The sequence below is a fragment of the Peribacillus sp. FSL K6-5616 genome (assembly GCF_038008245.1).
Classification (GTDB): Bacteria; Bacillota; Bacilli; order Bacillales; family DSM-1321; genus Peribacillus; species Peribacillus frigoritolerans.
On sequence record NZ_JBBOYT010000001.1, the window covers coordinates 3,916,626 to 3,941,914 of the forward strand.

28 protein-coding genes are annotated in these 25,289 nt (G+C 39.3%); 11 read left to right on the plus strand and 17 right to left on the minus strand.

Going from position 1 to position 25,289, the window contains the following annotated elements:
* Positions 1–4: 4 nt before the first annotated feature.
* The 4 genes from MHB45_RS28355 to MHB45_RS18920 form a co-directional block, all read right to left on the minus strand.
* Positions 5–181, minus strand: coding sequence for an alanine--tRNA ligase-related protein (locus MHB45_RS28355; protein WP_142398494.1), 177 nt, complete (start codon positions 179–181; stop codon positions 5–7).
* The gene (locus MHB45_RS18910) at positions 150–1,226 is read right to left on the minus strand and encodes a threonine aldolase family protein (RefSeq protein WP_253349850.1); all 1,077 of its coding nucleotides are present in this window, start codon (positions 1,224–1,226) and stop codon (positions 150–152) included. Before MHB45_RS18910 ends, MHB45_RS28355 begins: the two co-directional genes overlap by 32 nt.
* Positions 1,213–1,671, minus strand: coding sequence for a MarR family winged helix-turn-helix transcriptional regulator (locus MHB45_RS18915; RefSeq protein WP_202312227.1), 459 nt, complete (start codon positions 1,669–1,671; stop codon positions 1,213–1,215). Before MHB45_RS18915 ends, MHB45_RS18910 begins: the two co-directional genes overlap by 14 nt.
* Positions 1,672–1,916: 245 nt before the next feature.
* Positions 1,917–3,101, minus strand: coding sequence for a YhgE/Pip domain-containing protein (locus tag MHB45_RS18920; protein WP_072273517.1), 1,185 nt, complete (start codon positions 3,099–3,101; stop codon positions 1,917–1,919).
* A gap of 169 nt (positions 3,102–3,270) precedes the next feature.
* Between MHB45_RS18920 and MHB45_RS18925 the strand changes: the two genes are divergently transcribed.
* A complete protein-coding gene (locus tag MHB45_RS18925; protein WP_048687150.1) occupies positions 3,271–3,888 on the plus strand; it encodes a TetR/AcrR family transcriptional regulator in 618 nt (205 codons plus the stop codon).
* Between the two features lie 159 nt (positions 3,889–4,047).
* On the opposite strand, the gene MHB45_RS18930 is transcribed toward MHB45_RS18925, so the two are convergent.
* Positions 4,048–4,872, minus strand: a complete 825-nt coding sequence (locus MHB45_RS18930) for an SAM-dependent methyltransferase (RefSeq protein ID WP_055348443.1) — start codon at positions 4,870–4,872, stop codon at positions 4,048–4,050.
* Between the two features lie 104 nt (positions 4,873–4,976).
* Positions 4,977–5,684 (minus strand): DNA alkylation repair protein, encoded by a 708-nt coding sequence (locus MHB45_RS18935; protein WP_048687147.1) that lies wholly within the window; start codon positions 5,682–5,684, stop codon positions 4,977–4,979.
* Positions 5,685–6,143: 459 nt separating this feature from the next.
* Between MHB45_RS18935 and MHB45_RS18940 the strand changes: the two genes are divergently transcribed.
* Entirely contained in the window at positions 6,144–6,761 is a 618-nt protein-coding gene (locus MHB45_RS18940; RefSeq protein ID WP_072273518.1) for a cell wall hydrolase, read from the plus strand.
* Between the two features lie 231 nt (positions 6,762–6,992).
* Here the strand turns inward: MHB45_RS18940 and MHB45_RS18945 are convergent, their stop codons facing one another.
* The 4 genes from MHB45_RS18945 to MHB45_RS18960 form a co-directional block, all read right to left on the minus strand.
* Entirely contained in the window at positions 6,993–7,211 is a 219-nt protein-coding gene (locus tag MHB45_RS18945) for a hypothetical protein (protein ID WP_048687146.1), read from the minus strand.
* A gap of 450 nt (positions 7,212–7,661) precedes the next feature.
* Positions 7,662–8,066, minus strand: a complete 405-nt coding sequence (locus MHB45_RS18950; RefSeq protein WP_048687144.1) for a YbaN family protein — start codon at positions 8,064–8,066, stop codon at positions 7,662–7,664.
* 158 nt (positions 8,067–8,224) lie between these two features.
* Positions 8,225–8,869: an MBL fold metallo-hydrolase gene (locus MHB45_RS18955; protein WP_072273519.1), complete on the minus strand. Its 645-nt coding sequence runs from the start codon at positions 8,867–8,869 to the stop codon at positions 8,225–8,227.
* A 206-nt stretch (positions 8,870–9,075) separates the two neighbouring features.
* Complete coding sequence (locus MHB45_RS18960; protein WP_048687139.1) at positions 9,076–9,621, minus strand: TetR/AcrR family transcriptional regulator; 546 nt, start codon at positions 9,619–9,621, stop codon at positions 9,076–9,078.
* Positions 9,622–9,856: 235 nt separating this feature from the next.
* On the opposite strand from MHB45_RS18960, the gene MHB45_RS18965 reads away from it, so the two are divergent.
* The 5 genes from MHB45_RS18965 to MHB45_RS18985 all read left to right on the plus strand — a co-directional run bounded on the left by MHB45_RS18965 (position 9,857) and on the right by MHB45_RS18985 (position 14,539).
* Positions 9,857–10,942 carry an alpha/beta hydrolase gene (locus tag MHB45_RS18965; RefSeq protein ID WP_072273846.1) on the plus strand — a complete coding sequence of 362 codons (1,086 nt, stop codon included), beginning with the start codon at positions 9,857–9,859 and terminating at the stop codon, positions 10,940–10,942.
* A 287-nt stretch (positions 10,943–11,229) separates the two neighbouring features.
* Positions 11,230–11,976, plus strand: coding sequence for a cytochrome P460 family protein (locus tag MHB45_RS18970; RefSeq protein WP_072273520.1), 747 nt, complete (start codon positions 11,230–11,232; stop codon positions 11,974–11,976).
* Between the two features lie 86 nt (positions 11,977–12,062).
* Positions 12,063–12,749, plus strand: coding sequence for a DUF4405 domain-containing protein (locus MHB45_RS18975; protein WP_105718823.1), 687 nt, complete (start codon positions 12,063–12,065; stop codon positions 12,747–12,749).
* Positions 12,750–12,781: 32 nt separating this feature from the next.
* Positions 12,782–13,348, plus strand: coding sequence for a cyclophilin-like fold protein (locus MHB45_RS18980; RefSeq protein WP_202186601.1), 567 nt, complete (start codon positions 12,782–12,784; stop codon positions 13,346–13,348).
* 24 nt (positions 13,349–13,372) lie between these two features.
* On the plus strand, positions 13,373–14,539 hold the full coding sequence (locus tag MHB45_RS18985) for an MFS transporter (protein ID WP_048687137.1): 1,167 nt from the start codon (positions 13,373–13,375) through the stop codon (positions 14,537–14,539).
* Between the two features lie 258 nt (positions 14,540–14,797).
* Here MHB45_RS18985 and MHB45_RS18990 read toward each other — a convergent pair whose 3' ends face one another.
* Positions 14,798–15,130, minus strand: a complete 333-nt coding sequence (locus MHB45_RS18990) for a branched-chain amino acid transporter permease (protein WP_048687136.1) — start codon at positions 15,128–15,130, stop codon at positions 14,798–14,800.
* Positions 15,127–15,882, minus strand: coding sequence for an azaleucine resistance protein AzlC (gene azlC / locus MHB45_RS18995; RefSeq protein ID WP_105718822.1), 756 nt, complete (start codon positions 15,880–15,882; stop codon positions 15,127–15,129). The genes MHB45_RS18990 and azlC overlap by 4 nt, the downstream gene beginning before the upstream one ends.
* A gap of 188 nt (positions 15,883–16,070) precedes the next feature.
* Between azlC and MHB45_RS19000 the strand changes: the two genes are divergently transcribed.
* Positions 16,071–17,459, plus strand: coding sequence for an aminotransferase-like domain-containing protein (locus MHB45_RS19000; RefSeq protein WP_048687132.1), 1,389 nt, complete (start codon positions 16,071–16,073; stop codon positions 17,457–17,459).
* A gap of 498 nt (positions 17,460–17,957) precedes the next feature.
* On the opposite strand, the gene MHB45_RS19005 is transcribed toward MHB45_RS19000, so the two are convergent.
* The gene (locus MHB45_RS19005) at positions 17,958–18,068 is read right to left on the minus strand and encodes a YjcZ family sporulation protein (protein WP_072273522.1); all 111 of its coding nucleotides are present in this window, start codon (positions 18,066–18,068) and stop codon (positions 17,958–17,960) included.
* Between the two features lie 266 nt (positions 18,069–18,334).
* On the opposite strand from MHB45_RS19005, the gene MHB45_RS19010 reads away from it, so the two are divergent.
* Positions 18,335–18,805, plus strand: a complete 471-nt coding sequence (locus MHB45_RS19010; protein ID WP_237766623.1) for a hypothetical protein — start codon at positions 18,335–18,337, stop codon at positions 18,803–18,805.
* 178 nt (positions 18,806–18,983) lie between these two features.
* Here MHB45_RS19010 and MHB45_RS19015 read toward each other — a convergent pair whose 3' ends face one another.
* Positions 18,984–19,670, minus strand: a complete 687-nt coding sequence (locus tag MHB45_RS19015) for an MBL fold metallo-hydrolase (RefSeq protein WP_048687130.1) — start codon at positions 19,668–19,670, stop codon at positions 18,984–18,986.
* A 328-nt stretch (positions 19,671–19,998) separates the two neighbouring features.
* Positions 19,999–20,433 (minus strand): NUDIX hydrolase, encoded by a 435-nt coding sequence (locus MHB45_RS19020; RefSeq protein WP_340908035.1) that lies wholly within the window; start codon positions 20,431–20,433, stop codon positions 19,999–20,001.
* Positions 20,434–20,656: 223 nt separating this feature from the next.
* Between MHB45_RS19020 and MHB45_RS19025 the strand changes: the two genes are divergently transcribed.
* Together MHB45_RS19025 and MHB45_RS19030 are read left to right on the plus strand one after the other, a co-directional pair.
* Positions 20,657–20,908 carry a hypothetical protein gene (locus tag MHB45_RS19025; RefSeq protein WP_142953123.1) on the plus strand — a complete coding sequence of 84 codons (252 nt, stop codon included), beginning with the start codon at positions 20,657–20,659 and terminating at the stop codon, positions 20,906–20,908.
* 17 nt (positions 20,909–20,925) lie between these two features.
* Positions 20,926–21,135, plus strand: a complete 210-nt coding sequence (locus MHB45_RS19030; protein WP_142953124.1) for a hypothetical protein — start codon at positions 20,926–20,928, stop codon at positions 21,133–21,135.
* A 76-nt stretch (positions 21,136–21,211) separates the two neighbouring features.
* Here the strand turns inward: MHB45_RS19030 and MHB45_RS19035 are convergent, their stop codons facing one another.
* Positions 21,212–24,382 carry a bifunctional cytochrome P450/NADPH--P450 reductase gene (locus tag MHB45_RS19035; RefSeq protein ID WP_072273523.1) on the minus strand — a complete coding sequence of 1,057 codons (3,171 nt, stop codon included), beginning with the start codon at positions 24,380–24,382 and terminating at the stop codon, positions 21,212–21,214.
* Positions 24,383–24,451: 69 nt separating this feature from the next.
* The gene (locus tag MHB45_RS19040) at positions 24,452–25,027 is read right to left on the minus strand and encodes a TetR/AcrR family transcriptional regulator (protein WP_034304153.1); all 576 of its coding nucleotides are present in this window, start codon (positions 25,025–25,027) and stop codon (positions 24,452–24,454) included.
* Positions 25,028–25,289 lie beyond the last annotated feature (262 nt).

Sequence of the window (25,289 nt, forward strand, 5' to 3'; positions counted from 1 at the left end):
CTGTTCATATATTATAGGTTTCATCACCTTGTTTAATGATTCCCCGGTCACAAGGCTGCCCACCGCCGCCTGGATAAAAAATGGTTTGATCGAACACAACAAACCGGTCTTGTATGGAAACGATATTTGCTGAACATTCTTTTAGATAACTATCCTCTAAATATAACTCGATCGTGGCTATTTTTTTCTCCTTTTATTGCCTTGATATCCTCTACAAGCATGTCAACATGTTCTTTTTTCGTAGCCCAACTGGTACAAAATCTCACAGCACTGTGTGTAGCATCGACTTTTTCCCAGAAGGAGAATGAATACTTTTTACCTAATTCCTGCATTACATCTTCCGGCAAGATGGGAAATTGCTGATTTGATGTGGAATCATATCGTAATGAAAATCCATTTTCAACAAATGCTTCTCGAATCATCATTGACATTTCCACGGCATGTTTAGAAATTTCATAGTATAGGCCGTCTTCAAATAATGTTTCAAACTGGATCCCCAATAGTCTCCCTTTAGCGAGCATTCCTCCCCTTTGCTTGATGAAATAGCGGAAGTCCTTTTTCAGGGCATCATTCATGATGATTGCCGCTTCACCAAACATTGCCCCAACCTTCGTTCCCCCTATATAGAACACATCACATAGCCTTGCAACATCAGCCAAGGTTAAATCGCTGTCCTTCGAAGCCAAGCCATACCCTAATCTGGCGCCATCCAATACCAATGGCAAACCGCATTCCCGGCAAACTTCACTTAATGCTTCCAATTCGGCTTTACTATAAGTCGTTCCATTTTCTGTAGGGTTGGAAATGTAAACCAAGCCTGGCTGTACCATATGCTCATGGGTAACGTCATTCCAGTGGGCATCATATAATTCTTTCACCTGTTCAGGTTGAATTTTTCCATCATCACTCGGCAAAGTAAGCACTTTATGGCCAGTGGCTTCAATTGCGCCTGTTTCATGTACCGCGATATGCCCGGTGATTGCAGCAATCGCCCCTTGATGCGGCCGCAAAATTGAAGCGATGATAGTTGTATTCGTCTGTGTTCCTCCCACTAAAAAGTGAATATCCGCATTCGCGGCATCACACTCTTTTCGAATGTAAGCTCTCGCTTTTTCACAGTGTTCATCCACTCCATATCCAGGTGTCTGTTCTTCATTGGTTTCTATTAATCGGTTCAGAATTCGCTTATGAGCACCTTCTGTATAATCATTTTCAAAACGTATCATCCTTTAATCTCCCCAAACCATCCAATTTCTTCTGAATGAACATCATAGAAGCATGGATTTCTTTAATTTCATTTTGTGATAATCCTTGGAATAATCTCACTAATTGTTCATCAGATCTTTCATTAAGCTGGTTAAAAAGAGTCATCCCTTCAGGAGTCAACCGAATCAGAATCGTTCTGTTATCCAAGGTCGAGTTTTCCTTCATAACCAGTCCATCTTTTCTTAACTTGTTAATTATTCTGCTCATATAGCTGCGATCAATTTCCAGTTTATCAACCAAGTTGTTTGCTATACACTGCTCCATCAAACCGATTTCCATAATGACCCGTGCCTCAGTGAAAGAATATCCGGTATCCAATATATGCTTATCCAACACACCAAGTATATTTGTATAAAATCGATTGAATTGCCGGATATCAGCCATGGTATTTTTATTTATATTCATTATTTACTTCCTTTTAGTGGACTTTATCCACTAATACTTTATTGTCATTAGTGGACTTTGTCAACATTTTTATAAATCCATCAATCGATATCACTAGTTTGACCAATTTCAAAAATTTCACTTTTAGAGCTTATTTTCTTTTTATTGTTTCTCTAAACGCCCAGTTAGTTCAGGCATAATCTTTCACATACTGCACAAGAAAGAGCCGTTCCTTTTATATTGAAATGGCTCTATCCTCTCGTTATTCATTTCACGCTTGCTTCAGTAATTTGTTCCTTTGCTGTACTCCTCTTTAAAGCAGTACCTAATATGATGAACATGCTCACCATTCCAATCCAAACAAGAACGGAAACAGGTGTATTCCAGGTTAATCCTTCCCCAAAGAAGAATAATCCTCGGAGTCCATCTACCATGAATCGCATTGGCAGCCAAGAATAAATCCAGTCGAGATAAAATGGAGACATCATTTCTGGAGCCATGGCAAGCAATGGTGCACCAAAGAAAAGCATTAAGATAAAGATGGGCATACCTTTAAGCCCCAATAGTGAAAGTACAGCTAATATCATTAGAAAAAAGCTAAAGGATGTAATGGATAAAAATAATGCTGTATCTGTGAATTGTGGGATATGAAGGCCAACCATCCCATCTGCTAGCCAAGTTAAACCAAATCCAACGACAAGAGCGACAATCGCACCCATTAAAATTTGTACGGATTTAATGGCAAAGTTCTCTTTTCGATTAGTAATGGATAATTTTCTAACAGCCAAAAAGATAATGGCAGCACTCGCTATACTTGCCATCCAAAGTGGCTGGAATAAAGAAACAGGAGCATTACCGTTAGCACTATTGGTACCAATTTCATTAACATTCGTGACTTTTTTTGTAATAGGAGTCGCAAGGCTTGCAGCTTGCTTAGCTGTTAATGTTGCTCCTTGCTGTTCAAATCCGTCCAGTAGTTGTTTACGAACATTGTCATTCATATTGTCAACTACTCCGTTCAATATTTGTCCTGCCATAGCTGATGCTGCAGTATTCATTCCTTGATTGATCCATATTTCCACTTCTGGTGAAGAAGGTCTTGGAGTCCGTAAAGATGCCTGCTTGGCACTAAAATCTTTGGGAATCACTAACGACGCGTAATACTTTTTCTTGTCTAAGCCCTTTTGTACTGCTTCTATACTCTTCACTTCAACCCAATTAACGATATTCCCTTCTTGGGTCTTTGCTGATTTTTGTATCATATTGACAATGCTTTCCCCCATATTCACTTTTGGTTGATTCGCAATTTCCATCCCTTCATCCTCATTCACAATAGCAATAGGCAAATTTTTCGGTTGAGGTTGGACCGATGGAATTAATGTTAGGGAAAAAATGAAAATGACGGCTAGTGCAATAATTGGTGATAAAAGCAAAAGTTTATTTTTTAACATTTATTTGTTCCTCCTTCAATTTAAGTTATTATAATAAACAACACGATGTTCGTTATCTTTCTGAATTATAAGGGTAGCTTAAGTCCTATTCAATAATCAAAAATCGCAGAAGTGTTGGTTATAAAACACTTTTTATAAATGTGTTGGATAAAATTAAGGAGGGAGTATCTTGCGAGAAATTAACATGGATTTGCGTGTCATTCGAACAAAAAACTCGATTCGAAATGCATTAGTAGAATTAATTGAAGAAAAAGGCTTTGAAACGATTACAGTTAAAGATATTACAACGAAAGCGAAAATAAATAGAGGGACTTTTTATGCTCACTATCAGGACAAATTTGATTTAATGACCAAATGCCAAGAAGAAATCATGCAAGGGATGTCGGATATAGCAAAACAGAATATTCCGGATGTTATTGCCGAACTTGGTACTGACTCTCCATTAAACAAACCATTTACCGTTTTTGTTTCAATATTTGAATATCTAAATGTAAATAGTGAATTTATGAAAGCAGCGTTAGGTCCCAAAGGAGATTTATCATTCCAAACCAAAATTAAGGATTTCATGTTGAAAACACTGTTTGAAAATGATCAAAACTCCCTTATTAAAGAGGAAAATTTACTCGTTCCAGGACACTTTTTAATTTCGTATATTGCATCCGCACATATAGGAGTGATCCAACAATGGTTGGATAGCGAAAGGAAAGAATCCCCTCAAGAAATGGCTCGTATCCTATCGACCATCACAGTTAATGGGCCCTTCTTTGCAGCCGGGTTGAAAAAATAAATCCCTGCACTCGAACAGGGTCAGCTGCTGGTTCAAATTTTTATTAGATAAAGTCAAAAACATCAAATTTTCATTTGATGTTTTTCCTCCTTTTACAGCTTATGCAAAAAAGCAACCCATTAGGCAGCCCTGGATCTTGAATTCATTTAAATACGATTATTACTTTGCACAAACAATGAAACTATTTAATGAATTCTCCTTACCATTCGAAGTGTTCATCAGTTCATAATAACCAGTTATTAACGTTTGTATCATGTTAGGGACTTTAATAAATTCTGCACGGATACTATTTGCATAATCTTTTTCCCATTGACCGTCCTGTAAAAATGTTGCATCGACGGTAAGTTGTTTTACCACTTCAAAATTTGCTTGCTGGAGTAGCTGGAGAATTTGAGTTTTATGAAATATGTTTTGGATATTTCCTTCATTCTTTACGAAGTTTGAATGCAGTGCCAGAATGGAAACTGCACAAAAGTGGGAACGTTGAGAAAGGCAGGTGAAGTCGAGGTCCCATTCTGCAAAACATATTTGTTTTGCCAATCCACGAACCTTTTTAAAGTATTTCAATAAATCCTCTGGTTGCTTGTAATACCATGAACATTGGGATAATACCGCCATATCAAATGGTATGGGTGATTCAAAAAAATCAAAATCCATTTCAAAATGGAAGTCAATCCGTTCTCCTAATGAAGATTTCTTTATACTTCCTGTTGCTTGATCTAATGTTAACGGTGCTCCGTAATCGGGACTAGCAATATCTATTGCGACAACATACCCGCTTTCCCCTACTGCGTCTGCTATTGCAACGGTTGTATCCCCTTGACCACAACCTATTTCCAATACACGCATTCCTTTTTGAATCCCAAATGCCGCTACTAATTCCAAACGGTGCTGCAACTGCACTTGTTGTATCAAATCATCTTCAAATAATTGATATTCCGATAAAAAGGATCTTGTTTTTTCGTTTAGTTGAAATGACTTCAAGTATCATTCACCCCACTTTAAGTGTATTGGTTCATCAACAAAGAAAAAGGCTGCCGAAGCAACCCCCTTTATTGAAATTACCCTTCAATTTTGCAAAACCAATTTTAACATCTTACATGCTTGCGTTTAAAACCGAGCTTTCCTTTACCGACTTCTTTTTGAATACTTTCGTATGCATTTAGAAAACTGGTTTTTTTCTTGTCCCGTTTGACTTCTACGATTCCTATTGCCTTTGCGGTCTCGACTGCCTTTTCATGGAGCGGCAAATAGGAAATCCCCACGGTGTAAAGAAAATTATTCATGGCGGATTTCGTTCGTTCTGGAGAATCGTGAATCGTATGTTTCACAAGGTCCAGCATATCGGAAATTTTGCTTTGTGAAAATTCAACGTCTTTTCGATTCCCTAAAAGCCAACAGTAGCAACTCCAGCCCGCTGACATTCTCAGCTCTTCACCGCTTGCAATCCATTTATCGGATACTTCTTGTGCAATATCTGACTCCGATAAAGTTACAGCCACTACATAATCGGACAGCATATAAAAATACGCAGCATCCATCCAGCGATCATAATCAGACTCAGTCATGGCTTTTGGGTCTGCAATGATGCCTGCAAAGTACATGGCATCATAGTTGCCTGTCGAATAAAGCTCTTCAGCTAAATCCTGATTTATTTTTATTTTCCTTACAATTGGTTTCATGGCACCTGTCGCCACGCCAAAAAGCGGCTCATGTGCACCATTGGATATGTACATTTTTTTAGTTCGTTCCTTGCCAAGGGCTTCAAGCTCCTGCATGACCATTTCTACATTCATCGTACAGCACATCCTTCTTTATGGAGTTTCCCCCTAAATATTTTGCCCATCAAATATATAACCATTATCCTATAACAGACTGCCATTTGTCAGCACCGTCTAAGCACATGAATGTTACGCAGGGTTCCACTTGTAAACTTTATAACTCTCGATATTTTGTTGAACTATCCTGCCTCGATAGTTCCATAAGGGGGTCTTGTAGCACCTCATCAAGTTAAAATTTCTTTACGCCCCAAAACGAAAAAAGCTATCTTCAGCAGCATATAGCTTAATTTTTCGTTTTGGGTATAATCCTTTTACTAAGCTTGATGGCGATAGGCGGTACCCAAAAAACAGATGAATTTGTCTGAAGACCCCCTAAAAATTTGGTTTAAAATAGTAATAATGTAATATAAATCTATTTTTCTTGTATGATAAGGTAGAATAGTAGGAAAATGAATCGAAGGGTGGTATTACTTGATGGTAAATTTAAAAAAAATGTCGTTTGTTATTTTTATTTGTTTCATGTTTCTTATACCCAATTCAATCTTTGCTCAAGAAGTTTTACACAATGGAAGTCAAGGACAAGCAGTTTATGACTTACAAGAAAATTTAAAGGAAATGGGTTACTTTAACAGGCAACCAACAGGGTATTATGGTTCAATTACTGATCATGCAGTGAAACAACTTCAACTAGATTCTGGAATATTGCCAGATGGAGTTTTTGGATACCAAACACAACAAAAATTAAATAGTATTGAAATGATGGCCAGGGTTGTTCATGGAGAAGCTCGAGGAGAAACTTATGAAGGAAAAGTAGCTGTCGCTGCAGTAATTTTGAACCGAATGTCAGCGTCAGGTTTTCCTAAAAATACTTACGATGTTATTTTCCAGACAAATGCTTTTACAGCTGTACATGATGGGCAATATTATTTGACCCCAAATAGCCATTCTTATCGAGCTGTTATTGATGCATTACAAGGTTGGGATCCTACTCATGGTTCTGTTTATTATTATAATCCGATGTCGGCAACAGATGAATGGATTTTCACAAGGGAAACAGTCATTAGAATAGGCAACCACTTATTTGCAAAGTAATACTAATCTACATACATATTGAGGAATGATATTTATAGTTTCGAATTATTAATATCCCATTATCTATGTCGTGGAGTATAGTTGAAAGGTCGGGCAGTAATTGCCCGCCCTTTTTGGCGGTACCCCAGAAGAAAACGGTTCCAGCCACTACGTTTGTTGAACTATCCTGCCCATAGCTCTTTATAGAACCGAATTAACTAGGTTTTTGCTAAAAATGCAAAGCCATGGACTTTATATCCCCCCACTTAAAGGAGCTTTTTCATGAGTACAGGTCAGGTATTTTCGGAATACATCATTAAAATATCCTACATCAATAATTGCTTTTTCACCTTTATAAGGGCATTGAATATGCGTCAGTTGAAGTGATTCATTTATGATGACCAAGTCTATTGCGTCTAATTCTTTTTTGCAGCACGAACATTTCACAGCTAGTAATTTTTCTTTTTCCATTAAAGAAGCCCCCTTTTATAAATAGGTATTCTTTATGTTTAGTTGCTAATCCTACCTGTTCACACAACTGTCAAAAATTCCTTTTTCCATTAAGTATTCAGTTGGTTCATCATAGCTTGTTTAACTAACCTGCCGCGATAGTCCCATAAGAAAAAGCTGCCTTAAAGACGCTCTAACCTTCAGCTAACGCACCCATTATTAGCAAAAAAACCACCATTCGGCGCTCTGATTCTAACTTATGTACCTGTTTGTTGAATAAACTTTTTAAAATCCATTACCCTGGAATACCATTCTCATTAAAGCAAACGATATAACCCCTAAATATTTTTTCATGATTCCCCACCCTTCTTTTCCAAATTTATATATATGTATTTTTTTATTATTGAAATATCCTACTTCTTTAGCTCCATGAGAAAAAGAGCTGCCGAAGCAACTCCGTTATTTGAAGGTTCAAAACGCTCTTTTTTCCGTACCGTTTCGATCAATTGTCTTAATTTTTTTAATGAAATAATAATGTTTGTAGAGGGCGAGTACGACCAATAAGATTTTCACCAATAGGATGTCCACATAAAATACAGAAATCACGATGAAGAAATCGGCAATTAAATTGATTCTTATTTTCTCTCTTCGGGTCATCCCTTTTTTTTGCAGGAATGCTTCAACGTATTTTTCATATAATGAGGTGCTCTTGAACCAGTTTTCAATCGACTTGGAGCTTTTAGCAAAGCAAAAGGCAGCAAATAAGTAAAACGGACCGCCTGGCAGAACTGGTAAAACAGTCCCTGCGATACCAATCAAAAGAGATATGGCCCCAAGAAGAAAGAATAGGATACTTTTTACTTTTTTTATTGTCATCACCTTTTTATTTATATTCTATCCCCTTCTAACGTAAAGAGGAAGCTTAATTGATTCAATTCATTGATTAGTATCTTCCCTTTTAGTTCTTGAACTAACCTGCCCTTTCGTTATTAACAGGATTTCTTATCCATTTTTTAGACATCGCAGCCTTATATTCATTCATAGCGCATGGTAACGACACCAGCATATTCCGACAAATTTTCTTTGGAAATATCCAATGTCTTAACTTCGGTTATTCGCTGTCCGGAAATCTGAAGAAACTTATCTACCTTTGAAAACATCAAGCCAACAACCGACAATGACTTTGTTCTGTAATGCATGGGAATCGTAATAGTAGATTTCAATTGACGCATTACCTGAGTGGCTTCCAAGGCATTAATCGTGACTGTACCTCCTACAGGAATGATGAGAATATCCACTTTTCCAATTTCATTTATTTGTTCTTCTGATAATAGATGCCCTAAATCTCCGCAGTGACAGATGGTCAGATCGTCCATTTGGAAACGATATATGATATTGGGGCCTCTCTTCTCGCCATTTACCTTGTCGTGAAATGTCTTAAATCCTTTAATTCTTACATCTTCGCGGATGTATTCCTTCGGCTCATTCACAAGAAAGTAATCACCCGTTGCAGCTTTAATTTTATTGTGATCGAAATGATTATGGGTAACAGCCACTATATCTGGTTCAACGCTTGGCATACGGTAACGGATGAAGCGATAATATGGATCAATAAGAATCCTGGTTCCTCTTTCGGATGTTAGTAAAAAGGCAGAATGTCCAAACCATTTTATTTTCATACTAAAATTCTCCTTACTATGCAATTGATTTAAAATCAAGCAACTTTTAAGGAACCTTGGACTACAGTTAAAAATATATTCCATTTATTATAATTCCACCATTCCTGTAATAGTCCTTCTACACCCTTCCTAGAAGAAAAGAGATGCCCTAAAGACACCCCTTTGCTCCAGAGACCACTATCCCAGGAACGTTTCTCATTAGATGGTTATACAATCCTCTCTAACAAATCCCCCACTTTTTCTGCCATGACACGTGGTGGATAAGGCATTCCATTCTTTAACCACCATTCCACTACGCCTACGTAAGCATTTGCAACAAATTGAACAATTACATCTTCATTTTGGTCGGAATTTTTCCCTTTTGTTATGTCAACATCTTTCTTGAACTCTTCGATATTGAACTTAAGGAACTGACTGCGAAAATATGGAGCTCCTTCACTCGCTAACATCGTTGAAAAGAATAAATAATTGCTCTTAAAGTATTCCATACAGTGTACAGTCGATTCTATATAATCCATTTCAGTTGCCGATTCACAAAAATGACTCATGTTGTTTATATGTTCTTCCATGATTTTATCTAATAGATCAAATTTATCTAAGTAATGAAGATAGATGGTTCCTCGATTAACATTCGCTCTGTCTGCAATATCCTGAATGGTAATGTCATCAAAACTTTTTTCGGACATCAGTTCAATGAGAGCCTTTTTAATGGCTTCTTGGCTTTTGGTTATTCTTCTGTCTACTTTCGGCATTGTTTGGTCACCAAACTTTCCTAAAAATAATCAACAATTTTTATTGATTTGTTGAGTAATCAACGAATTGCGTTCATTTAACCATTGAGAGCATCCTGTTTCTATTTAATAATTATAAACAGATGTTGATTAATCAATCAATGAGGATTTCTTTTTGAACGAGGGCAATGTACACCATGATAGTCACAAAAGAATTTTTTTCAAAACAAAAATAAGAAAGGGTGTTGTTTTAAAAATGAAGAAAAAAACGATTATCAGGCGTGTACTCACAATGATAGCACTGGGCTTACTTTTATCCATGACCATCATTGCATCCAAGACCGGCGTTGGCGCTGCATATACGCCGGATATGTCCAATGGGGCAGACAATTTTTACAAAAGCAACAAGGTAACCATGAAGAAGGTTGAGTTTAAAAACCAATACAACATGAATGTCGCAGGGAACCTTTTCATACCTAAAGGTTTGAAGAAGAACACCAAAAATCCCGCGATCATTGTCGGGCATCCTATGGGCGCAGTAAAAGAACAGAGTGCGAATTTGTATGCCACTAAAATGGCTGAACGGGGATTTGTTACTTTGTCCTTGGATTTGTCTTTCTGGGGAGAGAGTGAGGGTCAGCCCCGCAACGCTGTTTCGCCGGATATCTATGCCGAGGATTTCAGTGCTGCGGTGGATTTCCTAGGCACCCGGCCATTTGTTGACAGAGATCGGATTGGTGTTCTCGGGGTTTGCGGCAGCGGGAGCTTTGCCATCAGCGCAGCCAAGATCGACCCGCGCATGAAAGCCATTGCGACAGTCAGTATGTACGACATGGGTGCCGCCAACCGTAACGGGCTTAAACACTCGCAGACTCTTGAGCAGAGAAAGAGGATTCTCGAAGAGGCAGCAGAGCAACGCTATGTGGAGTTCACAGGCGGTAAAACCAAATACACCAGTGGGACAGTACATGAACTGAATGAAAACTCAACGGCGATTGAACGTGAGTTTTATGACTTCTACCGCACTCCAAGAGGTGAATTCACTCCCAAGGGCACATCGCCGGAACTGACGACACACCCTACTCTGACCAGTAACGTCAAATTCATGAATTTTTACCCGTTCGAAGACATAGAGACGATTTCCCCTCGTCCGATGCTTTTCATCACGGGTGAAAACGCTCATTCCAGAGAGTTCAGCGAAGACGCCTACAAGCTGGCGGCCGAACCGAAGGAACTCTACATTGTTCCTGGCGCAGGTCATGTAGATCTATACGACCGGGTGAATTTAATCCCCTTTGATAAGCTTGAGTCCTTCTTCAAAGAAAATCTGAAGAAGAAATAAGGCCTGTATGAATCGCAGCGAGCTTTGCGTGCAATGTTACTTTGAGTGAAACCACTGTGTGAGTCCTACAAATCTTGTCGGGACTCACATTTTTTTGTCTGAATGGAATTCCATACGTATGTAGATTTGAAGGATGTTGTTAACCCTTACCATATACTGGATTTTTAGTATGAAAGTAATTCTCTTTCCATCTAAAGACAATGATATTCAACTTGGATTAATAGTCAGAGAAGCCAAGTTAGGATGGATTTACGAGACAATAAAACGAAACTGGAGGAGGAAAACGAATGAAAAAACGATTATTTCATTCACTTGCGTTGTTGCTTGCCCTCACCCTAACTGCTTGCAACAACAATGATACTGGAACAATGGACACTTCTCATCAAGAAGAGGATTCCTCTGGGGCTAAGTCTGGGGAATACGCTGAGATTGGATCTGGTGCTAACCTTGTTAAATTCCCTGAAGACCTTGAAAAAGGGATCGTGTTTGCTACTTACGATCGAGGAGATATTCATGAAGACATCTATGTAAATAGTAAGGAAGCGATTGAAGCTGCACAGAATGGAGAGGAGCTTCCGAGCGGCACCGTTATTACTCTTGTGGGATATAAGGATGGAGAGCTCGATCAATATTTAGTGATGGAAAAGCGTACCGGGTGGGGTTCCCAGTACTCGCCGGAAGAACATAATGGGGAATGGGAATACCAGGCATTCACTCCTGACAAAGAAGTGAGGCCAGATAATATTGGCCGTTGCTTTTCCTGCCACGCAAATCAGGAAAGAGATGACTATATGAATTCGATGGATCAGATGAAAGAGTTTGATTTAGGAGACATTTCACAATCAAAAAATAGCAGTTCAGAAACCCCAATCGCAGCTATCCCTACAGAGCATTGGAAGGTAAGTGAGATATCTGATCATTTGAATGATTCTAAGGATGTAAATAAAGAAGAAAGTAATTTAAAAAATGAAGAAAAAGCGAAAAAAATTCAGGCCGTTCTTTTGAAGATGTATTTACAACAATATAAAAGCTAAGGGATTTGTTTCATTAAAAGATATTTCCATACACATATAGGAAATATTATCCAGAAGTAAACATTCGATGGAAAGAGGTGCATGCATTGAATCGAAAGATGTTATTCAAGTTAGTAAATGACCTTGCGATGACAGTTCTTATGTTAATAGCAATGGCTTACTATATTACCGGAAATATGATCCATGAAGTCGTTGGAGTTGTTGTGCTTATATTATTTATCGCCCATAACCTTTTAAATCGACGTTGGTATAAAGCGATTTTAAAGGGAAAACATAATATACCGCGCATTCTACAAATAGGAATCAACCTACTATTTCTTGTAACCATGGTTTTGATGATGATAAGTGCTGTGTTGATTTCCAGTGATTTATTTCCCTTTATTCCTATAAATAACGACATGACGCTACGGCAAATACATGTTCAGACTGCTTATTGGGGATTTATCATCATGGCAGTACACATAGGATTATCATGGGGAATGATTATCAATTCAGTACGGAGGATGACGGGAATCACCGGTACTAGCCATATTCGCACCATTGCGTTGCGTATTTTGGCGGTATTAATTGTTGCCTACGGGGTGCATTCTTCCATCGAGGGAGAAATGGGTTCTAAGCTATTCACTTACAACCCATTTGGGTGGTTCAATGATGATTCCACTATAAGGTTCTTGATTGACCACCTATCTATCATGGGAATCTATATTGCTGGGACACATTATGCTTTGAAATTCATTCAGAGGCAGGAGAGAAAAGCAGTTCAAAAAAACTGAAATAACTTTAGAAGTGAAGGGTTGGGATTTTAATGAAGAAGACCGTTCAACGGATATTGTTAACATTCATAGTATCTTCATTGTTTTTAACGGCTTGCAATAGTAGGACCAATGAAGAAAACACAAGCAACGAAAAAAATTTGACTATCCATAGTAGCAAACAAGAAGTGACAGCTGATGAATCAAACAATGGGGATAGCCAAGATTCTACACGTGATAATGAAGGGTTAGATGGTATGGAAGATATAAGAATAAAATTAACATTTAACAACGGAGAAGTCATTGTCAACATGTATGATAATCCAACAAGTAAGGATTTTTTATCATTACTCCCCCTTACATTAACATTTGAAGATTATGCAGGAACGGAAAAAATTAGTTACCCATCAAATAAATTATCTACTAAAGAGGCGCCATCAGGAATGGACCCTACAATTGGAGACTTCACTTATTTTGCTCCATGGGGGAATTTAGCTATATTTTATAAGGACTTTGGATATTCAAATGGGCTTATTAAACTAGGGAAAATTGAATCTGGAAAAGAAAACTTTGAAAATGTTCATGGTGATTTCACAGTTCATATTGAAAAAGTCGATTAAAGGAAGAGGTTTGGAGGAACTTTTTTGCAAAAACAAAATAATTTACTCATCTTTATATTAACCATCGGTGTTTTCGGAATCATCAATACTGAAATGGGGGTAATCGGCATCTTGCCTTCCATTGCCGATCACTTTCATGTCAGCATCTCAAAAGCAGGATTGCTTGTGAGTCTTTTTGCCCTTGCTGTAGCTGTATCCGGTCCAACCATGCCGTTATTATTTTCGGGGATGAACCGGAAGAAGGTCATGCTACTTGTGCTAGGTGTTTTCGTTTTGGGGAACATCGTATCCATATTTACAACTAACTTTACCCTTGCATTAGTTGCCCGTATAGTTCCAGCCTTTTTTCATCCGATTTACTGTTCACTGGCTTTTACCGTAGCGGCAGACTCCGTCAGCAAGGAGGAAGCACCAAAAGCTGTTTCTAAAGTTTTTATCGGAGTATCCGCTGGAATGGTAGTCGGTGTACCCATCGTAAGTTTTATTGCTAATGCCGCTTCGATTGAAATGGCGATGGCATTCTTTGCTATTGTTAATGCGATTGTATTTCTTGCTACATTGATTTTTGTACCATCCATGCCTGTTGAGGAAAAACTTTCTTACGGAGCGCAATTATCCGTATTAAAAAAATCGATTACATGGCTTTCCATTGTGGCTGTCATTTTATTGAACTCAGCCGTATTTGGAGTTTATAGCTACCTTACTGAGTATCTGAAAACTGTTACGAATATGTCTTCGAACACAATCAGTTTAATGTTGCTCATTTACGGTGGTGCCAATATTATTGGAAACATCGCGGCAGGGAAGCTGCTTACTAAAAATGCGAACAAGTCTGTAGTGATTTTCCCTTTTGCATTGGGAGCAGTTTACATCATATTATTCTTATTTGGACAGTTCACCATACCTATGGCCATCCTTACATTAATTTGGGGGATTTTAGCTGGTATAGGGGGTAATATCAATCAATACTGGATCATGTCTTCAGCCCCCGAATCTCCTGATTTCGCTAATGGACTATTTTTAACAGCGGTTAACCTGGGAACGACAATTGGAGCTGCAGCAGGTGGATTATTCATATCAGAGCTGGGTACACAATACGTGGTATTCGTGGGTTTACTATCATTGTTATTAAGTTCGGTAATGATTTTCCTAAGAAACTACAAATTTACTCCTACACAACAACTTTCCTGAGTATGAAAAGGCTAGGTATGCACACTGCCTAGCCTTTTCAGCGATTAAGAATAACCGAATCATTTCAGGATTGCTGGAAAGAGGATTGATTGATGTTTCAATAACTTTAGAAATGCATGTAACTACCCTGCCCTAAAATGCCATAAGAAAAAGCTGCCTTAAAGACAGCTCTGCTCGTAAACTATTAAACTGATTAATCTTGTTCATCAAATTCATTGAACCACTACCACTTATCGACCTTACGGAATTATTATCCATTTAAAAAACCAATTGAATCAGCATCATATAGACAACCGTTCCCCCCGCTATCGAGAGGAGCATCATTTTCTTCCAAACGTGAAGCAGGGCAACTACCGCCACCCCAATGAATTCAGGGATGCCATGACTTCCGGATTGCAGGCTTACATCCTTTAAACAATAAATGATTAAAAGTCCAATTACCGCGGATGGCAGCATTTTACCGAGATACTGTACATACTTCGGTGTGGGTTTACCTGATGGGAAAATGATGAACGGAAGAAACCTTGTAAGCATTGTGCCTAAAACAACCATCGCGATTGTAATGATTTGCTGCGTTAAAGTCATTGTCATATGGTTCTCACCTCAACTTTCTCTAACGGCTTTCTAAGTAAGGAAAGTACCCCCAAAATGGCAAACATGGCAGGGATAATGAAGTTGCTTCCGCCAAATATAATAAGGCAGACAGCTGAAAGGCCAAGCCCAGCAAGGGCACTATGATGGTTTTTCTCTTTCATCCATTGTTCAATGAAAATCACGACAAAGAGAGCCGTCATAACAAAATCGAGTCCTTCTGTATTGAATTTGACAAAAGAGCCAAAAATGCCGCCAATCGCTGCTCCTATTACCCAATAGCAATGATTGAGCAGTGTCACGAAGAACATGAACCAGCCCTTATCAACATCCTTCGGTACATCAACGGTACAATTGATGGAAAAAGACTCATCGCAAAGCCCAAAAATCAGATACAGCTTTTTCTTACCGGTCCCCCTATATTTATCAAGCATGGATATGCCATAAAACAAATGCCGTGCATTCACCATTAAGGTTAGAAAAAGGGCGTTAATCGGATTGAACGCGACAAGCAATAAATTGGCTGCAATAAACTCCATCGATCCTGCAAATATCGTTAGACTCATCAATATCGGGTAAATCGCGCTGAATCCTAATGAATTCATAAAGATCCCATAAGCGATGCCTAAAAATAAAAAGCCTGCCAAAATGGGCACTGTGTACGGAAAAGCCGCACGAAATGCTGGTATCAGTTGAGTTCGTTTATTCATATATATCACATCCTGATGGCTAAATTTATTTAAACTTAACATACAAAATCCGTACAAAAAACAAGTTAATTGTATGGATTACAATTAAAATAAAATTCCCCCATTTTATCAAAATGGGGGAGTCTGATAGGCTAATCACCTTATATTCTTTAAAAGCCGACCGTTTCAATATTAGAATTCCATACAAAAAATGATATGATTGTATGGAATAAGACTAGGAGAGGTGAAGTATGCCAGTAAATTCATTTGACAATTATCCAATGTCCTGGAAACCTGATAAGAATGCATTAAAGCGTCCCTTTTATAAATCTCTTGCATCATTACTTGAACAAGATATAATAAATGGTTTTTTAGCACCTGGAACAAAGTTGCCCCCTCAACGAGAATTGGCAGATTTTCTTGACTTAAACTTCACCACGATTACCCGATCCTACAAATTATGCGAGGTAAAGGGATTGATATATGCCGTTACGGGAAGCGGAACCTTCGTGGCTCCCAATGCCACTCGTTCGATAACCATTTCCGCGGATAAAACGGCAAACAGCATCGATCTTGGTTTTGTGGCATCTTTTGAGCAAACCAATGATATCGTTTCAGAAACTTTACAAAAAACCGTCAACAAAAGTTATTTGGAGCAGCTGCTGAATTACAATGATCCGACTGGTATTCCACATCAAAAAACAGCAGCTCTAAACTGGATGGAATCTTTCGGCATTCACGCGGATCAGGAGCATATAGCCATCGTTTCCGGTGCCCAAAATGCATTGGCTATTGCCCTCGCTGCCTTGTTTGAGCCTGGTAATAGAATTGCAACCGACTTATACACCTATTCAAACTTTATCGAACTGGCAAAGATGTTTCATATTAAATTAGTGCCCATTTCCGGGGACCAGTTTGGAATGCTGCCAGATGAACTTGAAAAGCAATGTTGTCAAACAAATATTGACGGCATATTTCTGATGCCCTCTTGCAACAATCCAACCACAATCATGATGTCGGATATTCGAAAGCAAGAATTGGCAGCGGTCATCCGAAAGCATCGTTTAATTTTGATTGAGGATGATATTCATGCATTTCTGACGGCAGGCATTATCCCCGACTACCGGCAGCCGATGTTCCAGTTGCTTCCGGAACAGAGTGTTTATATTTGCGGCACCTCTAAGTCCATATGTTCCGGATTAAGAGTTGCCTATATGGTTTATGGAGAAACATTACGCGAGAAAATTTCCCAGGCCATTTTCAACATAAATGTAAAGACCTCTTCTTTTGATGCAGAGGTTATAACAGAGCTAATCCTATCAGGAAAGGCCCATGAAATTGTTTCTCATAAGAAACGGCTTGCACAGACTGCAAATGATATTTATTCGGAATATTTCCCCTTAAGAAACGATGTCGGACATCCTCTCAGTCTATATCGCTGGCTTCCAATTAAAGGGCATAACGATGCGTTACAGCTGGAAACCGATTTAAAAAGGCGCGGCATTCGGGTTTTTCATTCCAATCGTTTTCAAAGCGGGCAGACCACCCCTGATATGTATTTGCGCATTGCACTTTCTTCCACAAACTCATTCGATGAGTTAAAAATAGGATTAGGTATATTAAAGCAGTATCTAAGCTGATTTAAGTCTAGTAAAAAAACATTCTAGTTGATTCGATTGGAAGGTGCGAGACTCCTGCGAGAGATCCCCCAGCCGCAAAAGTGCCGAGGGCGAGCCCCCCGCCGAAAGCGAATGCCTAGAGTGGAAATAAATGTTCAAGTTTTGACAACTTAATTATTATCGAGTTAGTCTGCAAATCTCCGGAATGTTCTCACCCCGGACCATATAAATGAAGACCCGCTTATCCTTCATTAATTTTCACTTTTCGATATGGAATGAAACCTTATTAGATTGAAGAATTTGCGACACTCCTGCCGAATAACTGGCTAGCCGAGATCCCACAGCCGCTTGCGGTAATGAGGCTTGGCAGACAATCGGCGGAAAGGGAGCGGATTTCTGAAATCAACTCCGAACGTTTTTTAATAATTGCAGACAGACCCAATTATCTACAGTTCGAGCCCGACCAATAATGGTCGGGCTATTTTATGCTTTTTTTAGCAGAAGCCGCTCTTTCCCGCCTTAAAAACAACTACTTCCAATAATGATTAAGAGTATAAACAAAACGACTATTAAGGCGAAACCTCCACCAAATCCAAACCCGCTGTCAAAACCCTGTTCACAACCTGACATATAGAAACATCTCCTTATTTTTAATGAGGAATAAATGGGCTATATCATCTTATGCTCCAATCAGGAAAATGACAGCAACAGTTCCCATCTCCAAGGTGGTAAAGTTACATTTTTAATTTGACATTCACGAATCAGATATCCAAGTTTAACCTATGCAATATTATTTGAACTGGACAACATTCATAAACATAAGATGGAAAATACAATTTCATTCATTTCGATCCTAAATGATAACTATAAACTGTACTGAAAGAGGAGATGTTTTTTTGTATCCGAATGATTATTATTATCGAGTAAACAACTGGGAACCTATTTTATATATGTTGCACCAAAGTTTATATGCTGAAGAAATGGTATGTGCTATGAGCAGTGAGCTTTTCCATATACCTGAAACCAAAGATTTAAAAGGAAGTCGCGAGATGCATAACCATCTAATCCCAGCATCCTATCACCGTGTAACCGCAGTGGGGTCAGCCCAAAGGCTAAAAAATGGTGAGCAACAGCAAACCATTGTAGAAACAATGACAACTTGTATAGTGAATGCTGAAACCCAAGATAAAAAAGTACGTGAAGGATTAAAGATAATGGAGGAAAATGCAAGCCCTAATTATATAGCCTTCATTAAAGTGATTATCAAATGGCAAGAACAAGCAGAATCCTATTTAAATCAAGCAAAAGAAGCTTTACGATCTATGGGGGTTTCATTTCCTGTTGGAAGTGAACAGCAGAATTATTAAGATATTATGATTCTACAAAAATTCATTCAAGGGTTATATCCCACACCTTCGCTTGACCGAACTGTAAGAAGTTCGGTTTTTTCTGTATAAGCCAAGCTGACACCACCCGCAATAAATACTTCAAACACAATTGAAAAAGCTGCCTTTAAAGACAGCTCCAATCATAAGCAAAACTCCATTATAAAGTGAATGTCCCACCATGATAACAATAGTAGTTTTCAGCTTGTAGATCCTTAATCTTTCTTAAAGACTGTTCTGCTTTCTCGACATTTAAACAAAAGTGCGGATTGGCAATGAGCAATTCATGATTCTCTATAACAGCTGCATCACCTGCTATTACAGTTTTTAAACGTGGAAAATATAATGAAATATGACCTGAAGTATGTCCCGGTGTTGTTACTACTCTACATTCGTTATCCAAAATCCAATCACCATCATGTACCTTTTCATCAATTGAAACATGCTTTAAATTCTTTAATTGTTGGATAAACCATTTCCCGAATTCGATTTCTTGAATTGGCATATTTTCCAGCATTTCTTCGGCTTGAACCAATCTCTCTGACTTCATTTCACCACTAATATATTTTGCCTCCACTTCACTGGCGATCAAGTTAATGTGAGGATACCTTTCCTTGAAATCATATAAGGAGCCTATATGATCAATATCATAATGAGTAATGATTATATTCCTTAAATTCTTCATGTCATAACCATTTTTAAAAATTTCATTTTCAATGAAAGGTAAAAAATTTGGATACCCTGTATCGACCAAGGTTAGTTCATTCTTTGAAATAATCAAGCTAGGATTAATGTGATTTTTTTGTCCATTAAATTCAAATTCAATTGGCAGTTCCATTATCTTCATTTTCCTCCCACACACCTCCCGTTTTATTCTATATATTCTTCAACTATTTATTAATTGCAAGGGTGCCGAAAACATTTATTGAACTAACGTTGTTAGTCCATTAAGAAACCCAGTATGGAAACAACGCAAAGAAATAATGAGACAACAGCGTACCTCAAAAAAACTCCTTTTATATCTTTTTGAGGTTCCTCTATTCCAGTTATTAACAAAATCGAACACTTCCGGTAATTAGCAGATAGGCATATAAAGCACTATTATTCTGATGAAGTTCGCCTTTAAGGATTCAAGTTTCAAAAGGATACGAGATTTCAGAATGAGTAAGGCGGTTTCAAGATCTATGCATTTGACCATTTTTGTAAGTGAATGTATAGTTTCCTTCTTTTTTCAATAAAATCGGCAAGTACTGTGAAACCATCTCAGCAATTCCGAGATTAAGCGGATGGAGTATCCAATCAAGAATGCCTTCCCGCGTTTTTTTCGGTGTTTCATAAGTTAAATCCTCATCCGCCATATACAAATATACATATATTCCATCCAATTCACCTTCTGGAGTCTCCCAGCTTACGGTTCCTTTAGAAAAAAAGGACTCTACCTCTATCCCCGTTTCCTCAAATACCTCACGCTGCGCACCCATATCAGGTGTTTCACCTTTCTCGATTTTGCCCCCCACCCCATTCCAGACACCCATAATTGGAGCTTTCTCCCGGTTAAGCATGAGAAGTTCATTATTCTTCTTTACAAAACAAACAGTATACTTAAACATTAAAAAAAGAACCCCTTTATCGTTAGTTCGTGCCACATCATGGCTAAGCTGGTTAATGGGAGTGAAGTAAAAAATACTTAACACATATAAATAAGAAGGATCATGACCAAACATCCCGCACTTCCACTGCCTCCAATGTATTAACACATTCTCAAATTCTAACAATGAAAATGGAATCCGTAAACGCTCTCCGTCATCACTCGAGGGTTTGAGTGATATATTCGTGAGTTTGATTGATATATTTGTGAGTTTGGGCGATATATTCAAGAGTTTGAGTGATATATTCGAAAGTTTGAGCGATATACTCGAGATTTTCGCTGTTTTACTCGTGTATTCGCACTTTACTCGTGAGTTTGAGCGATTTACTCGTGAGTTTTGCTATTTTACTCGTGAGTTTGAGCGATATACTCGTGAGTTTTGCTATTTTACTCGTGAGTTTCGCTATTTTACTCGTGTATTCGCACTTTACTCGTGAGTTTGAGCGATTTACTCGTGAGTTTGAGCGATATACTCGAGATTTTCGCTGTTTTACTCGTGTATTCGCAATTTACTCGTGAGTTTCGCTATTTTACTCGTAAGTTTGAGCAATTTACTCGTGAGTTTTGCTGTTTTACTCGTGAATTTGCACTATTTACTCGTGAGTTTGAGCGATTTACTCGTGAGTTTTGCTATTTTACTCGTGAATTTGCAATTTACTCGTGAGTTTCGCTATTTTACTCATGAGTTCGTATTTTCATAAGAAAGCAGCGATTCCTTTAAGGATCGCTGCTTTTCTTATTTATGCTCCTGCCCAAACATCTTTCGCATATCTGCCATTCTCCTCTAATGATTGCAGCCATTCTGTGGCTTCTTCTCTGTGTGTTTGATAGATATGCATATAGCTGTCAATTATGGTTCGTTCAACATCTGGCGCCATTTTGCTTCCGTCTCCGCAGATGTATAGGTGTCCTCCTTCTTCTTTTAATAAAGGAAGGATGTCTTGGGCGTTTTCCGCCAATCGGTTCTGGACATATGTTTTTTCTTGACCGGGACATCTGGAGTAAGCGGTGTGCAGTGTTACAAGGCCCTCTTGTTCGGCTTGGACGAGTTCTTCTTGATAGAGGAAATCGTGTTCCGGATTACGGCATCCAAAGTAGAGGTGGGCCGTCCCTAGGGTTTCACCTTTTTCTTTCAAGGCGCGACGTGATTGTATGAATCCCCTGAATGGTGCAATGCCTGTTCCAGGGCCGATCATGATGATTGGTTTTTCTGTTTGCTTCGGCAGCTGGAAGTTGGATTGCGGCGTATTGATAAAGCAGGCTATTTTGTCTCCTTGGGAGCGTTCTGCCAAATAATTCGATGCAATTCCTTTGTATTCCCCGTTGCCGCTCAAGGCTTCTCCACGGACGACGCTTACGGTGATGCTTGCTTCTCCTTCGTTGTGGAGTGGTGAGCTTGAGATGGAGTAGTATCTTGCTTTTAAAGGTGGCAGTAAAGCCAGGAAACGTTCAAACGGGATTTCACATGCAAGATACTTTTCGATTAGGTCAAGCATGGTTATGCGCTTGTTCAGGATTTCTTTTTTATAGGTATTATCCAATAGAAGATCTTCAAGTTCTTTTACATGTGGAGGACATACCGTATGTGTGGCAAGCGCCCGTATTTGAGATCGGGTGGCGGGTTCTTGGAACTCCACATGGTTTGATAGTAACTCTTCCAGTTTTACCGGTTTTCCTGTAGGAAGATGCGCAGCCTTTCCGGAATCCCCAGTCAGATTCACGTAATCTTGGCCGTTTAGGTTAAATCGACTGAGCACTCGCTCGACAAGTTCCGCTGGATTTTGCGGAAGCACCCCGAGATGATCGCCTTCCTGATAGTGTATTCCCTCTGGCAGCGTTAATTCGATATGACGTGTACTTCTTCCGCTATCTTCATGCTGTAATTCAGTATTCCTTTTTACAATGGATGTAAACGCATGATGGGTGCGGGCAAGCGGTGTGCCGCTCACATCACTTACGAAGTTCATCGTAATCGAGCTGACTTCCCTATCATTCTTATTCACTTCAATGTTCAGGGTTTCGGCAAGATTCGGCCAAAGGGCTTCTGACCATTTCTCGTAATCCCCTTCAAAGTCATCGCTTGCATCCCCATAGCCTGTTTCTGTCAGCCGCACTGCTCCTTTTTGTTCCAGCCGCTCATCAATGAAGATTGGAATGCGTTGGTACGTATTGGCCCAATTGCGGTCCCCGCAGCCGAAGACCGCATAGTGAACACCATCCAATGTGCCACCATGGTTTTCCTTCAGCCATGAAACGAAGTCACCTGCATTATCAGGGGGATTTCCATTATAAGATGCCGAGACTATGAGAACAGCTCCTTCTTGGGGAAGCCGATCGGTGTAATCATTTAAAGGGGCAACTTCGGCATGGAAGCCTTGCCGCTTCCCTGTTTCGGCAAGGTCGCGAGCAATACCTTCCGCTGTTCCCATGTTTGATCCAAACAGGACGAGTAATGGTGTTCCATGTACTGATTCGGTTGGAGATACCGCGGCACCTTTTTCCGGAGACTTTGGTTCTGAAGAAGCAACGGTAAACGACATCGCCGGCTTCCTCGGTGAAACGCGCATGGTCAATCCGTCCGGTTTAAGAGTCAATGTTTCTTTAACTTCCAATTGATATTCTTCATGATCGATCAGGTCAAAGTGCTGTAAAACCATGCCAAGTACCAGTGTCGCTTCATGAAGGGCAAACTGCTGTCCGATACAGGCGCGCTGCCCGTTTCCAAACGGTTTATACGCATGATAAGGGATGGAATCCAAATCCTCGAACCGCTCAGGAATGAACGATTCAACGTCATCACCCCAAACGGATGGATCACGGTGAAGCTCGGGAATGAGCAGTGAGAACACATCATCTTTCTTCACATTGTATTTTCCATCCAGGATGGTATCTTCTTTCGCATAAACGGAAAACGACGGAGCTGTCGGCCACAGACGAAGCGTTTCATTCAGTACCATCCGGACATATTTCAGTTTTTTCACTTGTTTATAATCAGGAACATCATCACCCAGCACTTCATCGACTTCCTGCTGCGCTTTTTTTAACTTGTCTCTGTTATTCATGAGGAAATAGATGGCGAACGATAGGAGACCGCTCGTCGTTTCATGCCCAGCTATTAAAAAGGTAATGATTTGGAAACGAATATTTTCATCATCCAGTGATGCACCCGTTTCAGGATCGACTCCTTTCAACATATGGGAAAGAAGGTCATCCTCTCCGTGATCGCCATTTTGTTTTCGTTCAGCAATCAATTCATCCACTAGAGAGAACATATATTGAATGTCTTCCCTGAATTGTTTTTTAGATTTGATCATCAGTTTATCTTGGATTCCAAGCCGCTGCGTTTGGCTCATCGCTTCATCCAACGCACGCACCATACTGTTGACGAATGGATGGGTGGTCTCCCGATAAAAACTGTTAAAGCGGTAATTGAACCCGCATAGTCCGATCGTATCCAAGGTCAATCGTGTCATATCTTCAGGAACATCTATCTCATCAGCCGGATTCAGGCGAGCCCATTTTTGAATGAGTTGGGTAGCAAGATCCACCATTTTAGTATGATAGCCCTTCATTGCCTGCTGGCTAAAGCTGGGCAGCAGGATGTTATGGGCCTTTTTCCAATTCGGTTCCTTCGTTTCACTTGTGAAGAGACCATCACCGCCAAACGCCCTCACTTTCTGCAGGGCTGGACCGACTTTCTTATCAAACCTTGTTTCATCACATATTTCTTTAGCGAGGGCAGCACTGGATACGAATGTAGTGATTCGACCTGGAAATTGAAACTGAAAAACCGGCCCAAATTCTCGTGCCAGCTTCATGAAAGACTGAAGCGGCTTATCCTTATCAATGATAGGCAGGCTGCCTAGGGGGCCATATGTCTTTGGCTGTGGAAACTGAGTAGTATTTTCCATTTTATTAGCACCTCTTTACGATAGTTAGATTGCGGAATGAACGTTCATTCCGTTTATATTGAAAGTGTCTTAAACATGCAATCGCACTGCATCCCAAAAGCTTTCTTCCACATCCGCCAAAAGTTTTGGGTCAGGTTCTAACTCCCCGATGCGAACAAGTCGCTCAAGCTCAAGAAAAGCTCCGTAAATGATGGCAATCAAAGCTGAGGAAGGAAGCTCCTTAATTTCTTTTTTCTCTTTTCCTGAATCAAAGAAGTTTTTGAATATATTCAATAGCCCTTGAAAGCTGGCATGACTATCTTCATTTAAAAAATGGGCCCCACTATGGATTTTAATAAAATAAAGAGCTTGGTCCTGCTCGGTTGTAAAGTGAACCATCGTTTTAAAAATATGGTGAAACTGCGTGCGAATTGAATCATCATGAGGAAATCCATTCTTGACCGTTTCAGTGAAAATATCCAAGTACTCTTGAAAGATCTTGTTGCCCAGCACTTCCTTATTCTCGAAATAACGATAAATGGTACCCGCTCCAACTCCTGCCGATGCAGCAATCATCGGAATCGTCGTCGCATCATAACCCCGTTCTGCGAAAAGCACTAAAGCGCTTTTTACTATACTGTCTCGTTTATTTGCTGCCGTGATCATAATGATCCCCCCTTTTTTCAAAAGATGCGGAATGAACGTTCATTCCTTTAATCCAAGTGTATACCCAATAAAATCCAATCTCAATCGCGCATACTACCCATATTTTGTGAATTCTTTATTAATGGAGGGGGATAAAAGACTGAAAGTATTTCTTTTTAAGGAATAAAATGGAATGATAAACTATCGTTTGCCCCATAAGAAAAAGAGCTGATAGTCACAGCTCTTTCACAGGTTTACTGAAATTAACTTCTTGTTCACCTAT

Bases quoted from the DNA above. Each gene is read 5' to 3' on its own strand.
- MHB45_RS18910 (WP_253349850.1), bottom strand. From the start codon at position 1,226: ATGATACGTTTTGAAAATGATTATACAGAAGGTGCTCATAAGCGAATT.
- MHB45_RS18915 (WP_202312227.1), bottom strand. From the start codon at position 1,671: ATGAATATAAATAAAAATACCATGGCTGATATCCGGCAATTCAATCGA.
- MHB45_RS18920 (WP_072273517.1), bottom strand. From the start codon at position 3,101: ATGTTAAAAAATAAACTTTTGCTTTTATCACCAATTATTGCACTAGCC.
- MHB45_RS18935 (WP_048687147.1), bottom strand. From the start codon at position 5,684: ATGAATGTAGAAATGGTCATGCAGGAGCTTGAAGCCCTTGGCAAGGAA.
- MHB45_RS18940 (WP_072273518.1), top strand. From the start codon at position 6,144: ATGGTAAATTTAAAAAAAATGTCGTTTGTTATTTTTATTTGTTTCATG.
- MHB45_RS18945 (WP_048687146.1), bottom strand. From the start codon at position 7,211: ATGGAAAAAGAAAAATTACTAGCTGTGAAATGTTCGTGCTGCAAAAAA.
- MHB45_RS18950 (WP_048687144.1), bottom strand. From the start codon at position 8,066: ATGACAATAAAAAAAGTAAAAAGTATCCTATTCTTTCTTCTTGGGGCC.
- MHB45_RS18955 (WP_072273519.1), bottom strand. From the start codon at position 8,869: ATGAAAATAAAATGGTTTGGACATTCTGCCTTTTTACTAACATCCGAA.
- MHB45_RS18960 (WP_048687139.1), bottom strand. From the start codon at position 9,621: ATGCCGAAAGTAGACAGAAGAATAACCAAAAGCCAAGAAGCCATTAAA.
- MHB45_RS18965 (WP_072273846.1), top strand. From the start codon at position 9,857: ATGAAGAAAAAAACGATTATCAGGCGTGTACTCACAATGATAGCACTG.
- MHB45_RS18970 (WP_072273520.1), top strand. From the start codon at position 11,230: ATGAAAAAACGATTATTTCATTCACTTGCGTTGTTGCTTGCCCTCACC.
- MHB45_RS18980 (WP_202186601.1), top strand. From the start codon at position 12,782: ATGAAGAAGACCGTTCAACGGATATTGTTAACATTCATAGTATCTTCA.
- MHB45_RS18990 (WP_048687136.1), bottom strand. From the start codon at position 15,130: ATGACAATGACTTTAACGCAGCAAATCATTACAATCGCGATGGTTGTT.
- azlC (WP_105718822.1), bottom strand. From the start codon at position 15,882: ATGTTAAGTTTAAATAAATTTAGCCATCAGGATGTGATATATATGAAT.
- MHB45_RS19000 (WP_048687132.1), top strand. From the start codon at position 16,071: ATGCCAGTAAATTCATTTGACAATTATCCAATGTCCTGGAAACCTGAT.
- MHB45_RS19005 (WP_072273522.1), bottom strand. From the start codon at position 18,068: ATGTCAGGTTGTGAACAGGGTTTTGACAGCGGGTTTGGATTTGGTGGA.
- MHB45_RS19015 (WP_048687130.1), bottom strand. From the start codon at position 19,670: ATGAAGATAATGGAACTGCCAATTGAATTTGAATTTAATGGACAAAAA.
- MHB45_RS19020 (WP_340908035.1), bottom strand. From the start codon at position 20,433: ATGTTTAAGTATACTGTTTGTTTTGTAAAGAAGAATAATGAACTTCTC.
- MHB45_RS19035 (WP_072273523.1), bottom strand. From the start codon at position 24,382: ATGGAAAATACTACTCAGTTTCCACAGCCAAAGACATATGGCCCCCTA.
- MHB45_RS19040 (WP_034304153.1), bottom strand. From the start codon at position 25,027: ATGATCACGGCAGCAAATAAACGAGACAGTATAGTAAAAAGCGCTTTA.